The sequence below is a fragment of the Dyella sp. PARNA 12/25 genome (genome assembly GCF_055702865.1).
Window position 1 is genome coordinate 1 of sequence record NZ_JBVQCI010000001.1, and the last position, 14,766, is coordinate 14,766.

Here is a 14,766-nt window from a genome sequence, read left to right on the forward strand (position 1 = left end):
GCCCTTCTCTTTGGTTACTTTCTCTTGGGCAAGCAAGAGAAAGTGACCCGGCCTCCGGCAGGAGGTCGGAAGCCCGCCGCGGGCGAGCCAGATCGCGGTATCGCTACATTGCGTCCGTCTTCAAACATCCCCATGCAACGCCTGTAGCGCCGCCAACGCCGCCAGCCCTGCCGTCTCGGTACGAAGAATCCGCGGCCCAAGACGCAACCCGATAAAGCCGGCATCCGTCAGCGCCGCCGTATCACGCAGCCCCAGTCCACCTTCCGGGCCGACTACCAGCACACCACCAGCAGCTGAGAAACGAAGCTCAGAAGGCCGCTGTGTACCCTCTGGCAGCAAAGCCAGACGCAGCGCGCCATCGCTCGACAAATCACGCAACCACTGCTCGAGCGGGATGGCCGGTGTCACCTCTGGCAGGCGGGCACGACCACTCTGCTCACACGCACTGGCCGCCACCGCACGCCAATGGGCCAGACGTTTTTCCGCCCGCGCAGCATCCAGCTTCACTTCCGAGCGCTCGGTAAGCAGCGGCACGATGCGGGTGACGCCTAGCTCGGTCGCCTTCTGCACGATCAGGTCCATCTTTTCGCCGCGCGCGACCCCCTGAGCGAGGGTCAGCGGCAAGGGCGATTCGTTGTCGACGGCCTGTGAAGACTGCACCTGCACCGTCACGTCACGCTTGCCGACGGCCTGGATCACGGCGGGGTAGTCGTAGCCGTCGCCGTTGAATAGGGTGATGCCGTCGCCCGCGACGAGCCTCAGTACGCGGGCCACATGTTCACCGGCCTGGGCGGGCAGGCCCAGTTCCTGGCCGGCGGCGAGTGGTTGGTCCACGTGTATGCGGATGGTGCGCATAAAGCGTTCTATACCTGTCGAAACGGAAAGCATAACGGACCCGCGCAGCGTCGTCCGGGCGCTTTGCGCGGCGATACCTGAACGAGTGATCGGCCTCGATTGCCTGTCGGCCGGCGTCGGCGCAGGATGTCTATGGTTCCCACTTATCCCCGGAGGTGGATCATGAACAAAACCACCAGCCTATCGCTCGCGCTGCTCATGGCATTCGGCGTGAGTTCGGTGGCGGCAGCTCAGAGTACGCAGGCACCGGCGGCCCCGGCTCCCGAGAGCCAGATGATGAAGGCCCTGCCGGATGGGCAGGTCAGTGCTAACGCGGCGACGCCCACTCAGCAGCAAAGGCCGCCGCGACCCGGTGACCGCGCGTGCCTGCAAAGCACGGGCAGCCTGATTCCGCCCAAGCCGGGTACGTGTCTGCCAAATCATGGCAATAGCTATAGCCGTCAGGACATCCTCAATACCGGACAGATCGATACAGGAAGGGCGCTACAGCAGCTCGACCCCAGCATCACCGTCAGCGGTCGCCATTAAGCGTCGTTGCGGCAACGCGGGTTCAGTACCTCATGCGGCCGTCGCCCGCTCGATGCCGGCGATGGCCGTGTCCACCAGATGGTCGATTTCCTGGGTGCTGATGACGTAGGGCGGCATGAAATAGATCACGTCGCCCAGCGGGCGCAGCAACGCGCCGTTGGCGAGTCCATGCAGGTAAACGCGTAGCCCGCGTCGTTCCCCAGCCGGGAACGGCGTGCGGCTGGTTTTGTCCGCGACCAGCTCAATCGCGGCGATCATGCCGGTCTGACGGACATCCGCCACGTGCGGATGATCCCGTAGCGGCGCAAGACGGCGAGACAAGTGCGCGGCCAGAACGCGGTTGCGCTCCAGCACAGGTTCGTCGTGGAAGATCCCCAGCGTCTCCAGCGCCACCCTGCATGCAAGGGGGTTGCCGGTATAGCTGTGCGAGTGCAGGAAAGCTTTGCCCGCGCTGTATTCGGCGTAGAACGCCTCGTAGACCTGGGTGGTGGTGAGCACGGCCGACAGCGGCAGGAAGCCGCCGGTAAGGCCCTTGGACAGACACATGAAATCAGGCGATACCTGCGCCTGCTCGCAAGCGAACAGCGTGCCGGTGCGGCCGAAGCCCACGGCAATTTCATCGGCGATGAAATGTACCTGGTATTCATCGCAAAGCACTCGCAAGCCCGCGAGGTAGTCGGGGTGATACATGCGCATGCCACCGGCGCATTGCACTAGCGGTTCCACGATCACGGCGCAAACTTCGTGTGCGTGCTGCTCCAGCACTTGCCGCAGTTGCGTCAGGCGACGCTGCGCCACCTCGGGGGGTGTTTCGCCTGGTAGCGCCTCATAGGTATCCGCGGATGGCGCAAGAATGGGTGTCAGCAGCAGCGGCGCATACGTCTTGCGGTAGAGCCCCACGTCGCTTACCGACAGCGCACCCAGCGTTTCACCGTGATAACTGCCGGTGAGCGCGATGAAGCGCGTCTTTTCACCGTGACCCTGGTTGAGCCAGTAGTGGAAGCTCATCTTGAGCGCTACTTCGATCGCCGCCGAGCCATTGTCCGCGTAAAACACCCGATCAAGGCCGGGCGGCGTGACGCGCACCAGTTCCTCGGCAAGAGCGACGGCGGGTTCGTGCGTGAAGCCGGCAAAAATCACGTGTTCCAGCGTGCGTGCCTGATCAGCGAGTGCAGCGGCGATGCGCGGATTGGCATGGCCGAACAGGTTGGTCCACCACGAGCTGATGCCATCGAGATAGCGCCGCCCATCGGTGCCAATCAGCCAGGCGCCCTCGCCACGGGCAATCGGCACCATCGGCACCGTCTGGTGGTCATGCATCTGCGTACAGGGATGCCACAGGCGGCTCAGGTCACGACGCACCAGCGCGTCGGCAGCAGGGAGAGTGTTCATCAGGCTATGATCGGGGTTTTAGGCGCTCCTGCTCAAGTTAAGGAATGCTGGTTTGAAGTATTGGCGTACTGCATGGTTCGGTCTGCTGGCTCTGGCGGCGATCGTCTTCGTACTGCTGTGGTATTTGCCCGCGAGCTGGGTGATGCCGCTGTTGGCGCCGCGCCTGAACGGCGTGCGCCTGGAGCAGGTGAGCGGCCAGCTGTGGGACGGCAGGGCGGGCCGGGTCATCTCTGCCAAGGGCACGGAGCTGGGGCAGGCCAGCTGGCAACTGTCGCGCCGCGCCTTGTTGGGCGACAACCGGCTGCACTTCGAACTGCATGGCCCCCGCATCGAATTCACCGGCAGCATGACCGGACCGAATGCTGCCGATGCACAGTGGACGGACGTCCATATGCGTTTTGATCTGGACATGCTGGCGGCCTCTCTCACGCTGCCGACGGGGCAGCCGGGCGGTACGCTCGACATGAGGGCAAGCAAGGTGCAGCTGCGCGGTGGTTGGCCGGTGACCCTCGATGCACGAGGGCAGTGGGAAGACGCTGTGGTACGTACACCCCGCCAGGGTGAGTTACCGTTAGGTGCGCTGCAGCTGTCGTTGCACGCCAGCAATGGCGTCATCGAAGGACATCTGAATGACAGTGGCCGAGGGCCATTGCGCATCGATGGACGTCTCCAACTCAGCCCGCTGGCGCGACGATTCACGGCAGTGGCCGCGCCGAGAGGTAACGTGCCCGCCTTGCAGCGCTGGTTGTCGGGCTTTGGCGCTACCGACGCCGATGGCGTCACGCATATCAACTACAGCGGTGGCCTCGCGGCCGCCTTGCCCGGGGGGAAGCGATGAGCGAACTGGATGTGCCCAAGGCCCTCGCGGCCGCCCGCGAAGCGGCGCAGGCGGCGGCCGACGTGCTGCTGCATTACTGGCGCCGTGGCGTGGATGTGGAGATCAAAAGCGACGATACGCCGGTTACCGTTGCAGATCGCGAGGCCGAGCTGGCCATCCGCAAGGTGCTGCAGCAGGCGTTGCCGCAGGCGTCCATCTATGGCGAGGAATTCGGTCGCGACGACAACAACCACGAACTGCTGTGGATGGTCGATCCACTCGACGGCACCAAAAGCTTCGTGCGGCGCACTCCCTTCTTCTCCACGCAGATTGCGCTTATGCATCGCGGCGAGCTGGTACTGGGCGTATCGAGTGCGCCCATCTATGGCGAAACCATGTGGGCCAGTGCCGGTGGCGGCACGTGGTTCGAGGGTGAGCGAGTTCATGTAGCCGCCACCATCGACATGGAGAAGGCATCCATCTCCACCGGCAACATCAAGACCCTGACGAAGGATGCCCGCTGGGACGCGCTGGGCGCGATGATTCGCGACAGCAACCGCATCCGTGGTTACGGCGATTTCTGCCACTACCACCTGCTTGCGCGGGGCGGCCTGGATCTTGTGATTGAATCGGACGTCAACATTCTCGACGTAGCCGCCCTTGCCGTCATCGTGCGGGAGGCGGGCGGTGTGTTCACCGACATTCACGGCAAGGCGCTCACCCTGGATACCGGTAGCGTGTTGGCCGGCACGCCGGCCATCCACGCACAGGCATTGGACCGGCTCTCGATCCACGGCTGAGGGACCCTCATGGAAGACCTGATTCCGATCTATTCGACTCTGCTTGGCAGTTCACCGTTGCTCACCGCAGCACTCGTCGGCGTGGTCATAGCGGCGCTGTACTGGTCCAGGGCTCGACGGTCTGCCGTGCTGGTGCTGGTGGCATGCGTGGTGGAAATGTTGCTGCTCTTCTCGTCCGCCCTGATGACAGGGTGGTATGTGCCGAACGCGATACGCGATGCCGGCATTTCCCGTGCCTCGCATGTTGCGGCGATCTGGGGAGCTGCGAACAGCCTGTTTCAGGCCATGGTGTTCGGACTGCTGGTCTGGGCCGCCTTTGCGCGCCGCGGGTACGCCCCGGCGGCACCCCGCTAAGCCGCGCTACAATCCACCGATGCGCAAACCACCGATCATCCATGCCACCCGCGATGTTCGCGACAGCAGTTTTCTGCGCGTCGAACAGCTTGATCTCGAGTTCTCCAACGGAGAGCGCCGTACTTATGAACGCTTGAAAGGCAGCGGCCTGGGTGCGGTCATCATGGTCCCCATGATCGATAACGAGACGGTACTGCTGGTGCGCGAGTACGGCGCGGGCGTGGGGCGCTATGAACTGAGCTTGCCCAAGGGCCGCCTGGATCGCGACGAAACGGTGGAGCAGGGCGCTGATCGCGAGCTCAAGGAAGAGATCGGTTATGGCGCGCGCAAGCTGAAGATATTGCACAACCTGTCGCTGTCGCCTTCCTACATGACCCATATGGCGCATGTGGTGCTGGCGCAGGACCTGTACCCCGAACGGCTGGAAGGCGATGAGCCCGAAGAGCTGGAAGTGGTTCCGTGGAAGATGGCTGACCTGCATACGTTGGTGGGCCGCGACGACGTCACCGAAGGCCGTTCCATCGCCGCCCTTTTCATGGCCCGCGAATATCTCGCCGGCCGGTTTTCTCCGACATGACCCATTCTTCTCTCCCTGCGCTGCTGCAACAGGTAGCAGCGATTGCCCGCGAAGCCGCCGAAGCCATCCTGGTGGTCTACGGCGATGAGTTCGAGGTGGAGCGCAAGCTCGATCATTCGCCAGTCACCGCCGCTGACCTTGCTGCGCAGCGTGTGATTACGGCCGGTTTGGTGTCACTTGAAGGCGACTTGCCGGTGATCTCGGAAGAGGCGCGTACCGCGCCCTGGTCGCAGCGTCGTGAGTGGCGCCGCTACTGGTTGGTGGATCCTCTCGACGGCACGCGCGAGTTCATCAAGCGCAACGGCGAGTTCACCGTCAACATCGCACTCATCGAAGATCATGAGCCGGTGCTTGGCGTGGTGTTGGCACCGGTAGCTGGCGTGTTGTATGCCGCCATGCGTGGTCACGGGGCGTGGATGCAGGCCGGCGCTGGCGAAGCCCTGACACGCATGGCCACACGCGCTTTGGGTGAGCCACCCATGGTCGCCGGCAGCCGCTCGCATGGTGGCTCCGGTACGGCACTGCTGCAGCAACTGATTGGTGACGGCTATGAGTCGAAGCCGCTGGGTTCGTCGCTGAAGTTCTGCCTGGTGGCCCAGGGTGCTGCGGACGTCTATTTGCGCCGAGGTGCTACCAGCGAGTGGGACACCGCCGCAGCGCAATGCGTGGTGGAAGAAGCCGGTGGCGCCGTGCTCAACCTGGCCGGTGAACCGCTTCGCTACAACTGCGGTGACTCGTTGATCAATCCCGAGTTCATCACGGTGGGCGATACCTCGGTGGACTGGAAATCGCGCTTGCTCGCCGCCGACCTGGACGTCGTATGAGTCACACTCAGCGGCACAGCCTCGACGATCTGCTCGCCATCATGGCGCGCTTGCGCGACCCGCAGAACGGTTGCCCGTGGGACGTGCAGCAAGATTTCTCTACCATTGCGCCCTACACCATCGAAGAAGCCTACGAGGTGGCTGACGCCATCGATCGTCAGGATTGGCACGATCTGCGCGACGAGCTGGGCGACCTGCTGCTGCAGGTGGTGTTCCACGCGCAGATGGCCAAGGAGTCCGGGCTGTTCGAGTTTGCCGATGTGGCGCATGCCATCAGCGACAAGATGGTGCGCCGACATCCTCACGTGTTCGGCGACGAGAGCGACGACAACCTCGATGCGCAAAAGCAGGGTTGGGAAGACATCAAGACTGCCGAGCGCGCAGCGAAGGGCGAACAACACGATGCCAGTGCGCTGGCCGGTGTATCGCGCGGACTGCCGGAATGGAAGCGCGCATTGAAGTTGCAGGAGCGTGCGGCCAAGGTGGGCTTTGACTGGCCCGACGAACAACCCGTGCTGGACAAGCTGTTGGAAGAGGTGGGCGAAGTACGCGCGGAATTTGCCAACGGTCGCGATCGCCAACGCCTGCAGGATGAGATTGGCGACGTGTTGTTTGTCGTGGTGAATCTGGCGCGACATGCCGGCGTGGATTTTTCACAGGCGCTACGCCACGCCAACGCCAAGTTCGAGCGACGCTTCCGTCACATGGAGCAGTTGGCGGCGGCTGAGGGCACGCCCTTGCCGGAACGCGATCTGGCGGGTCAGGAAGCGCTGTGGCAGCAGGCCAAGCGCACGGAAGACGCTGGCTGAGGCGTACGGCTGCGCAAAAAAGGAGGCACGGGCTCTGGGGTTCCCGTGCCTCAGGTCGGAGCGCTGCCCTGACAGCAGTGCCGTTTATTCTTGTTGTGATTATGGCTGGGCGGCAGCGGGCTTCGCCTGGCTCCGGCGTTGCTCCCGCTCGCTACGCATTTTTTCGAACTCGGCGCGCTGCCTGGCTTCGTTCGCCAAGTTCTCCTCGAGGCTCTTGCGCAGCGTCGCGATGGCCTGATCCGGGTTGGCAGGCAGGGCCTGGGCGCGGGCGAGGTGGTGATACACGTAAGTGCGCACACGCGGATCCTGCGATTTGGCCAGCACTTCGTTGTAAAGCGCCGGCAATTCCTTGGCGCGGCCGCTGATCAGGTACAACTTTTCAAGCGCATGCAGGTCCTCGATCACCGGTGACTGGCGGCCATCCATGCCCGGCCCACCGAAGTCGTGATGATCGAAGCCCAGCCCATCCATGGGGCCTGCCGCGTTACCCGGACCCATCATCGGTGGGGCTTTGCCTGCCGTTGGGGCCTTGGGCGCCGCTGGTGCGCTCGGAGCGCCGTCCTGGGCAAGGGTGAATGACGCCGCGCCGGCAAGCAGCAGGGCCAGGGCGGATACAAGCAGAGTCTTGCGTTGCATGGCGAGCGGCCTCCCAAATGGTATGGGATTTGAAACGCCGCTTGCCGGGCCGCGTTGACGGCAACGGCTGTAAACCTTTCGGCGACTTGCCGCATCTCATGCTGCATACGATCAACAAGGAGCCTGTTATGCGCCGTCTAGTCCTCGCTGCCCTGCTGTTTGCCCCGATGGCGTCGCACGCCGATGAGTGCAAGTACCAGGCACCTCGCAATCTCACCCTTGATCTCGCCGGGGTGCGTGAAGTGCAAGTGGATATCCGCAGCCACGACCTTCACCTCAACGGCGATGGTGCGGCCAAGGGAGGCACGGTCACCGGACGCGCCTGCGCATCGGATCCCAAGTTGCTAGACGACTTGGTGGTGACGCAACGGCGCGAAGGCGACCGGCTGATCGTGGAGGCCGGCTCGGATCACCATATGAGCATCAGCCTGTTCGGGCACAGCTATAGCAGCCTGAAGCTGGACATGCAGTTGCCGGCACAGATGCCGGTAGTACTCAACGTGGGCTCTGGCGATGCCTCGGTGAACGGAGTTCAGAGCCTGCGGACCAAGGTGGGTTCGGGCGATCTACACGTCAGCAAGATCCCGGGTCCGTTTGCGATGAGCGTGGGCTCGGGTGAGGTGGAAGCGAAGGATGTGGGCAGTGTCGATGCCGGCTCGGTGGGGTCGGGTGATCTGAAGATCAACGGTGTACGTGGTGATGTCCGCGTCGGCAGCATCGGTTCTGGCAGTGTCGCCATTCGTTCGGTGAGTGGTGGTGTCAGGGTTGATACGTTGGGTTCGGGGGATTTGCGCGTGTACGACGTGCGAGGGGATTTCTCGCTTGGCGCGAAGGGGAGTGGGGACGTTAGCCACTCTGGTGTGGTGGGGAAGGTGAGTGTGCCGCGTGATCGAGGGGATGATTGAGGGTTGCTTGTGTGATCCCGGTTTTTCTCAGTGTTTTGGCGAGTGCGTACCTACAGCCTTTGCTCCCTCTCCCCATCGGGGAGAGGGTTGGGGTGAGGGCCGGGTGCTTGCGATTGCCTGTGTTCCCCTCATCGCCATCCCCGCAAGGCGCTCTTCAACAGCCGAAGGCTGGTCAAGCAGGGATCCAGTGACTTTCGTTCCCGATCTAGCGTCTCCGCCAGCGTGCCGCCTACGCGGCGGGCGTTTCGATCGTCTGCCGACGCTCGAGTCACTTTTCTTTTGCTGGCCCAAAAGAAAAGTAACCCAAAGAAAATGGCCTCAAGAGCGGGGTTGTCGCAGCGTCGTGATTAATACGAGCCTTGTCGTCTGCGAAGCCCGGATCGTCACGATCGCACGACACGCGATACGGCTACACCGCAACGCGCCATAGCGGAGAGGACTTAAAGCGTCGGGTCGCCGCTTCTCGCGCCGCTAGGAAGGCCAGCGCCACACCAAATACACCAGTGGCGCACACACAAGCAGAAACGGAACCGACACCAGGTGCAGCAGCCGTGCCCCGCGAGGCTGCCCGGCCAAGCGCAGCGCTATGAGGTTGGCCATCGAACCAATGGCCAAGCCGAAACCGCCCACATTCACCGCCACCGCCAAGGTCATCGCATCCGGTGCGTGCCGAAGCAACAACACGGTGGCAGGCACATTGCTGATCGCTTGCGAGGTGACGATGCCGCTGATGTAGAGCGTGAGCGGGTTGTCGAGATTGAGGCTGTCCAGTGCGTGCTGCACCAGGCCTAGTTCCGCAAAGTGACCGAGTGCGAGAAAAATCGCGGCGAAGGTTGCCAGCAGAAACCAATCCACGCGGGCCAAGGTGCTTCGCTCCAACAGCGCGAACGGCACCAGCAGCAATATCGCACCGAGCAGTGCGTGGTTGTGTTCCATCATCAAAACCATGCTGGCCAGCGCTATCACAGAGAGGATGGCTTGCGAGGCGGAGATGGGATGGCCGTCTATATCCTCGGCGTGCAGCACCACGCGCCCGCGCGGCATCCATACCCATGTGAGCAGCAGCAACAGGGCGAACATGACGCCGAACACCGGCAGCATGGTGCGCACAAAGGCCAGGAATGGCAGGTGCGTGTACTGCCATAGCAGCAGGTTTTGTGGATTGCCGATGGGGCTAAGGGTCGATCCGGCATTGACGGCTAGCGCCTCCAGCACCACCACGCGCATCACCGGCAGGTTGGAGATGCGACCGATGGCGAGTGTCATCGGCACCACCAGGAACAGGCTGACGTCATTGGTCAGCACCATGGAAAGGACGGTGGCCATGCAGACCAACAACAACCCAAGTGCGCGCAGTGAGTGCGTACGCGCAACCAGCACTGCCGCTGCGTGTTGCACCAGTCCGCTGTCGCGGATGCCCTGGATGCAGATCAACAGGCCAAGCAGGCCCGCCAGGGTGGGGATCTGCAGCCAGCGTTGGTAATCCGCCAGTGGCCGGGGGTCGACGGCGGCCAGCAAGGCCGCCACCAAAGCGAAGCAGAGCAGCAGGTGCTCCTCTGCCAGGCGCGCCATCCATGAAGGCATGCGCAAGGCTCAGGCCTGCCGCAGCAGGCGCATCGGCGGTGTGCGGCTGACCCGTGACGTGCCTGCCAGCCCCAACATCATCACCACCACGGCGGCGGCAAGCGCAGCCAGCAACAACGAGCCCATGGGTGGCACGAAGTGCTCAATGTGGAAGATGGCATGCCCCAGCCACAGTCCGGTACCAGCCGCACCGAACGCCGACGTGAGGCCGGCCACCAGACCGAGCAAGGCGAATTCACACGCTGCAGCGGCGCGCAGTTGACTGCGGCGGGCACCCAGCGTGCGTAGCAGTGCGGCTTCGTGACGGCGCTCTTGTGCACTGGCTGCCAACGCAGCGGCGAGCACCAGTGCACCGGCCAACAGGCTGAAGCCCAGCACCCAGCGCACGGCGCCACTCACCTGCGCCACGATTTCGCGCACGCGATCGAGCATGGCGTCGACATCGATCAGGCTGAGGTTGCTGTAGTCGCGCGAGAGTTTCGCCAGGGCATCGGTGTGCCCTCGTGGCAGGTAGAAACTGGCGATCCAGGTGTGTGGCAGCGTGCTGGCGTGGGCGGGATCGAACAGCAAGAAGAAATTCACCCTGAACGAGGTCCAGTCGACCTTGCGGATGCTGCCCACGCGGGCATCGATACTGCCTTCGCCCACGTTGAAGCTCATGGTGTCGCCCACTTTCAATGCAAACAGGTCACGCCACATGGTGTCGATGGAGACCTCCGCTTGCGCCGGGTGGTCGCCAGGCCACTGGCCGGCGATGACTTCGTTGCTGGGCGGCAGATCGGTCGCCCACGACAGGCGCAGCTGGCGATCTACCCAGTCTTTCGCACGTGGGTCCTTGAAGGTGAGTTGGTCGATGGGGCGTCCGTTGATGGCGGTCAGCTTGCCGACCGCCAGCGGCAGCATGTTGAGCTTTTGGCCGCCGATGCTGGCAAGAGTTTGTTCGAAGCCGTCGCGTTGATCCGTTTGTAGGTTGAGCACGAACCAATTGGGCGTGTCGGCGGGCAGTTCGCTGCGCCAGCCTTCCAGCAGGGCTGGCGCGACGATGGCAAGCAGCAACAGCGCCACCAAGCCAAGGCTCAGCGCGGTGGCCTGCAGCAGGCTCATGCTGCGCCGGCGTGCGAGCGCAGCCAGGCCCAGGCGTAGCGCGGGGTGTGCGCCCGGCGCGACGCGTCGGGCGATCCACAGCAGCAGGGCAGAGAGCAGGGCGGCGACCACCGCAACACCCAGCAGGCTCGCCGCAAGCACACCCGCCAGCTTGGCCGAGCCGCTCTGACTCCAGATCAACAGCAATGCCACCAACGCAGGCACGAGATAGAGCGCATCGAAACGACGCACACGTCGCGCGGCGCTTTCGCGGAATACCGCCACCGGCGGCACCTCGGCAAGTCGAGCCAGCGGCGGCAAGGAGAAGCCGGCCAGCACGGCCAGCCCCATCACGGCGGCGGCGACGGCGGGGCCGAGCGGCATGGGGGTGGGTATGGTGGAGAACAACTGGCTGGCGAAGCCCCAGGTGATCTGCGCAAGGATCAGTGCCACCAGTGCGCCAAGCGTGACCGCCGGTACGGCGAGCAAGCCCAGCGTGCCAACCAGCAGGCCAAGCACCCGTCGGCGCGGCGTGCCCAGGGCACGCAGCAGGGCGACCTCGTTGGTCTTGCGGCGCGCGTAGCGCTGTGCGGCCATGGCGATGGCGACGCCGGCCAACAGGGCGGACAGCAGCGCCGTGAGCCGCAGGAAGGCGCTGGCGCGGTCGAAGGCGCTACGCATGCGCTCCTGTGTCTGTTCGGGCGTAATCAGCTCGGCGCCCTGCGGCAGCGTTTGCGCTTGTACCCAGTCGCGCCACTCCTGCACTGCTGCGGGCGAGCCCGCCACGAGCAGGCGGTGACGGGCACGGCTGCCGGTGCCCAGCAGGCCTGCTTGTTCGGCGTCGCTGATATTCATGAGCGCGCGTGGCGCCATCGCGACCAGCTCGCCGCCATCCGGTTGGCGGATCAGTTCGGCGGCGATGCGCAGGTCACGGCCACCCAGTTGTACGGTGTCACCGAGCTTCAAGTTCAGGGCCACCAGGGCGCGGTGGTCCAGGTAGACCGTGCCGGGCGCGGGGCCATGGCCGATCACGTTGCTGCCTTGCATCTGGCGCAACTCCATGGTGCCGCGCAGCGGATACGAGCCATCGGTGGCCAGGACATCCAGCAATTGACTCTGCTCGTGTGCAAAGGCCACGCTGGGGAAAACTGCACCGCGGGTCACCTGTATTCCGCCGTGCGCCGCCTTCTCGGCGAACGTGGCTGGCAGCGCTTGCGGCGCGCTGATGCCCACGTCGCCACCAATGAGCTCGGCGGCGCTGGCGAGCACACCACGTTCCATGCGGGTCGACAACGTGGCGACCACGCCCAGCGCCACCACGGCGAGCACCAGCGAGGCGCCGAGGGTGCGAAGTTCAGGCAGATGCCATTCACGGCGCAAGCTGCGCAGAGATAGCGCGAGCAGCTTCATGGCGCGACCGCCGCGGACGAACGGGACGGCACGAGCACATGCCCGTTATCGAGCGTGACCTGGCGGGCGCAGCGCGCGGCCAGCTTCTGATCGTGCGTCACCAGTACCAGGGTGGTGCGGTGATCGTGGTTGAGCGCAAACATCAGGTCGCTGACATGCTGACCGGTGCGCTGGTCCAGGTTGCCGGTGGGCTCATCGGCAAACAGCAGGCGAGGGCCGTGCACGAAGGCGCGGGCAATCGCGACGCGTTGCTGCTCGCCGCCGGACAGTTGCGCAGGGTAGTGGCGGCGGCGTGCGGTGAGCTCCACGGCTTCCAGCGCCTCGCGAGCGCGGGTTCGTGCGTCGTCGCGGCCCTCCAGCTCCAGCGGCAGCATCACGTTTTCTTCGGCCGTGAGCGCCGGCAGCAGATGGAACGATTGGAATACGAAGCCCACCAGACGCCGGCGCAGATCGGCTCGGGCTTCTTCGTCCATCTTCTCGAGGGGGTGGCCATCGAGCGCGATATGGCCGCTGCTGGGCACATCCAATCCAGCCAACAAACCCAGCAAGGTGGTTTTGCCCGAGCCAGAGGCGCCGACAATGGCGAAGCTCTCGCCCTCGCGCACCTGCAACGACACGCCGGAAAGGATGTCCAGCCGGCCTTCGGGGCCTTGAACCGACTTGCTAACATCGACCGCGTCCAAGAGGACGTTGTTGGTCAGAACAGAGGCACTGCCACTCATGCGTCGTTTCCTTTGCTTGCTGGTCTTGTTGGGCACCCTCGCGGGGGCTGCTAACGCGGCCACGCCCAAAACTGTGCTTGTGCTGGGCGACTCCTTGTCCGCCGCGCACAACATTCCGGTCGAGTCTGGCTGGGTGCATTTGCTGGGTGACCGTCTAGCCAAGATGGAGCCGGGCTGGACGGTGGTCAATGCCAGCATCAGCGGAGAAACGTCGCTCAGCGGCCGCAACCGGCTGCCCGCGCTGCTGGAGAAGTCGCACCCCTCGGTGCTGGTGATCGAACTGGGCGCCAACGACGGCCTGCGCGGCCTGCCCTTGGCGAAGCTGCGCGAAAACCTGGCGGCCATGGTCGAGGCCGGCCAACAGGCCAAGGCGCGCGTGGTGCTGGTGGGCATCGAGCTGCCGGTGAACTATGGGCCCCAGTACCGGGATGGCCTGCGGGCCGTGTACGCCGACCTGTCTCGCGAGAAAAAGACCGCGCTGGTACCGTTTCTGCTCGACGGCGTCGCACTTCAGCCCGAGTTGATGCAGGAGGATGGTCTGCACCCGGTGGCGTCGGCCCAGCCCCTGGTGTTGGACAACGTGTGGAAGGCGTTGCAACCGCTGTTGCGCTAACGTGAATACGATCACAACCTCATGTGAACCGGTAAGCCGAATTTCACATGCTCCTCACGATGCCAGTCGTTAGCTGTTCACCTTTGTGAAATCAGTTTCAGGAGGTAGGGATGAGCTCGCGCGACGAACAATCGGGACTGATTCTTCTGGTGGAAGACAACCGCCAGATTGCCGAGATGGTGGGCGAGTTTCTGGAGCGCCGTGGCTACTCGGTCGACTACGCCGCCGACGGTGTGAGCGGGCTGCATCTGGCTGTGTCCAACAGCTATGACGTGGTGGTGCTCGACCTGATGCTTCCGGGCATGGATGGTCTGGATGTATGCCGCAAGCTGCGGCGCGACGCCAAGAAATCCACGCCAGTACTGATGCTTACTGCCCGCGACACGCTGGAAGACAAGCTAGTGGGTCTGGAAGCGGGCGCGGACGACTACCTCGTCAAGCCATTCGAAGTCCGCGAGCTGGAAGCACGCTTGCGTGCACTGATTCGTCGCGACCGTCGCCAGGTGTCTACCGAAATACTCACCGTGGGCGACATGACCCTGGATACCGCCACGCTGCGTCTGGTGCGCGGTGGTCAGGAGCTCACCGTTTCGCCGATCGGCCTGAAGCTATTGGCCATTCTGATGCGCGAATCGCCTCGCGTGGTGAGTCGTCGCGACATCGAGCGCGAGATCTGGGGCGACACGCTGCCGGATTCGGATACGCTGCGTTCTCACCTCTACAACCTGCGCCGGGTCATCGATAAACCGTTCGAGCGACCACTGCTGCATACCATCCACTCCGCTGGTTACCGCCTCGCCGATCTTGAATCGGAGGTAGCGTCCGTTTCGCAGCCGGCATGATGACGTCCGCATGAA

Annotated in this window: 16 protein-coding genes; 10 read left to right on the forward strand and 6 right to left on the reverse strand. The window is 63.9% G+C overall.

What is annotated here, in order from left to right:
- Positions 1 to 120: 120 nt before the first annotated feature.
- The gene (locus AC0GUR_RS00005; RefSeq protein WP_472875407.1) at positions 121 to 855 is read right to left on the reverse strand and encodes a 16S rRNA (uracil(1498)-N(3))-methyltransferase; all 735 of its coding nucleotides are present in this window, start codon (positions 853 to 855) and stop codon (positions 121 to 123) included.
- 162 nt (positions 856 to 1,017) lie between these two features.
- On the opposite strand from AC0GUR_RS00005, the gene AC0GUR_RS00010 reads away from it, so the two are divergent.
- A complete protein-coding gene (locus AC0GUR_RS00010) occupies positions 1,018 to 1,383 on the forward strand; it encodes a hypothetical protein (RefSeq protein WP_472875408.1) in 366 nt (121 codons plus the stop codon).
- 30 nt (positions 1,384 to 1,413) lie between these two features.
- Here AC0GUR_RS00010 and AC0GUR_RS00015 read toward each other — a convergent pair whose 3' ends face one another.
- The gene (locus AC0GUR_RS00015; RefSeq protein ID WP_472875409.1) at positions 1,414 to 2,775 is read right to left on the reverse strand and encodes an adenosylmethionine--8-amino-7-oxononanoate transaminase; all 1,362 of its coding nucleotides are present in this window, start codon (positions 2,773 to 2,775) and stop codon (positions 1,414 to 1,416) included.
- Between the two features lie 52 nt (positions 2,776 to 2,827).
- Here AC0GUR_RS00015 and gspN point away from each other — a divergent pair, with 52 nt between their 5' ends.
- From gspN to mazG, 6 genes are read left to right on the forward strand one after another with little or no spacing between them, the layout of a single operon-like run.
- Positions 2,828 to 3,613, forward strand: coding sequence for a type II secretion system protein N (gene gspN, locus AC0GUR_RS00020; RefSeq protein WP_472875410.1), 786 nt, complete (start codon positions 2,828 to 2,830; stop codon positions 3,611 to 3,613).
- Complete coding sequence (locus AC0GUR_RS00025; RefSeq protein WP_472875411.1) at positions 3,610 to 4,392, forward strand: inositol monophosphatase family protein; 783 nt, start codon at positions 3,610 to 3,612, stop codon at positions 4,390 to 4,392. The genes gspN and AC0GUR_RS00025 overlap by 4 nt, the downstream gene beginning before the upstream one ends.
- A 9-nt stretch (positions 4,393 to 4,401) precedes the next feature.
- The gene (locus AC0GUR_RS00030; protein WP_472875412.1) at positions 4,402 to 4,746 is read left to right on the forward strand and encodes a hypothetical protein; all 345 of its coding nucleotides are present in this window, start codon (positions 4,402 to 4,404) and stop codon (positions 4,744 to 4,746) included.
- A gap of 19 nt (positions 4,747 to 4,765) precedes the next feature.
- Positions 4,766 to 5,323 carry an ADP compounds hydrolase NudE gene (gene nudE / locus AC0GUR_RS00035; RefSeq protein ID WP_472875413.1) on the forward strand — a complete coding sequence of 186 codons (558 nt, stop codon included), beginning with the start codon at positions 4,766 to 4,768 and terminating at the stop codon, positions 5,321 to 5,323.
- Positions 5,320 to 6,147 carry a 3'(2'),5'-bisphosphate nucleotidase CysQ gene (gene cysQ / locus AC0GUR_RS00040; protein ID WP_472875414.1) on the forward strand — a complete coding sequence of 276 codons (828 nt, stop codon included), beginning with the start codon at positions 5,320 to 5,322 and terminating at the stop codon, positions 6,145 to 6,147. Before nudE ends, cysQ begins: the two co-directional genes overlap by 4 nt.
- Entirely contained in the window at positions 6,144 to 6,956 is an 813-nt protein-coding gene (gene mazG / locus AC0GUR_RS00045; protein WP_472875415.1) for a nucleoside triphosphate pyrophosphohydrolase, read from the forward strand. Before cysQ ends, mazG begins: the two co-directional genes overlap by 4 nt.
- 99 nt (positions 6,957 to 7,055) lie before the next feature.
- On the opposite strand, the gene AC0GUR_RS00050 is transcribed toward mazG, so the two are convergent.
- Positions 7,056 to 7,592 carry a hypothetical protein gene (locus tag AC0GUR_RS00050; protein ID WP_472875416.1) on the reverse strand — a complete coding sequence of 179 codons (537 nt, stop codon included), beginning with the start codon at positions 7,590 to 7,592 and terminating at the stop codon, positions 7,056 to 7,058.
- 128 nt (positions 7,593 to 7,720) lie between these two features.
- On the opposite strand from AC0GUR_RS00050, the gene AC0GUR_RS00055 reads away from it, so the two are divergent.
- Entirely contained in the window at positions 7,721 to 8,497 is a 777-nt protein-coding gene (locus tag AC0GUR_RS00055; protein ID WP_472875417.1) for a DUF4097 family beta strand repeat-containing protein, read from the forward strand.
- A 471-nt stretch (positions 8,498 to 8,968) separates the two neighbouring features.
- On the opposite strand, the gene AC0GUR_RS00060 is transcribed toward AC0GUR_RS00055, so the two are convergent.
- From AC0GUR_RS00060 to AC0GUR_RS00070, 3 genes are read right to left on the reverse strand one after another with little or no spacing between them, the layout of a single operon-like run.
- Positions 8,969 to 10,081: an SLC13 family permease gene (locus tag AC0GUR_RS00060; RefSeq protein WP_472875418.1), complete on the reverse strand. Its 1,113-nt coding sequence runs from the start codon at positions 10,079 to 10,081 to the stop codon at positions 8,969 to 8,971.
- Positions 10,082 to 10,090: 9 nt separating this feature from the next.
- Positions 10,091 to 12,574 (reverse strand): ABC transporter permease, encoded by a 2,484-nt coding sequence (locus AC0GUR_RS00065; RefSeq protein WP_472875419.1) that lies wholly within the window; start codon positions 12,572 to 12,574, stop codon positions 10,091 to 10,093.
- On the reverse strand, positions 12,571 to 13,296 hold the full coding sequence (locus AC0GUR_RS00070; RefSeq protein WP_472875420.1) for an ABC transporter ATP-binding protein: 726 nt from the start codon (positions 13,294 to 13,296) through the stop codon (positions 12,571 to 12,573). The genes AC0GUR_RS00065 and AC0GUR_RS00070 overlap by 4 nt, the downstream gene beginning before the upstream one ends.
- Between AC0GUR_RS00070 and AC0GUR_RS00075 the strand changes: the two genes are divergently transcribed.
- Both AC0GUR_RS00075 and AC0GUR_RS00080 read left to right on the forward strand, forming a co-directional pair.
- Positions 13,295 to 13,909, forward strand: coding sequence for an arylesterase (locus AC0GUR_RS00075; RefSeq protein ID WP_472875421.1), 615 nt, complete (start codon positions 13,295 to 13,297; stop codon positions 13,907 to 13,909). The two genes, AC0GUR_RS00070 and AC0GUR_RS00075, sit on opposite strands and share 2 nt — an antisense overlap.
- Positions 13,910 to 14,019: 110 nt before the next feature.
- Positions 14,020 to 14,751: a response regulator transcription factor gene (locus tag AC0GUR_RS00080; RefSeq protein ID WP_472875422.1), complete on the forward strand. Its 732-nt coding sequence runs from the start codon at positions 14,020 to 14,022 to the stop codon at positions 14,749 to 14,751.
- The last annotated feature ends 15 nt before the right edge of the window (positions 14,752 to 14,766 follow it).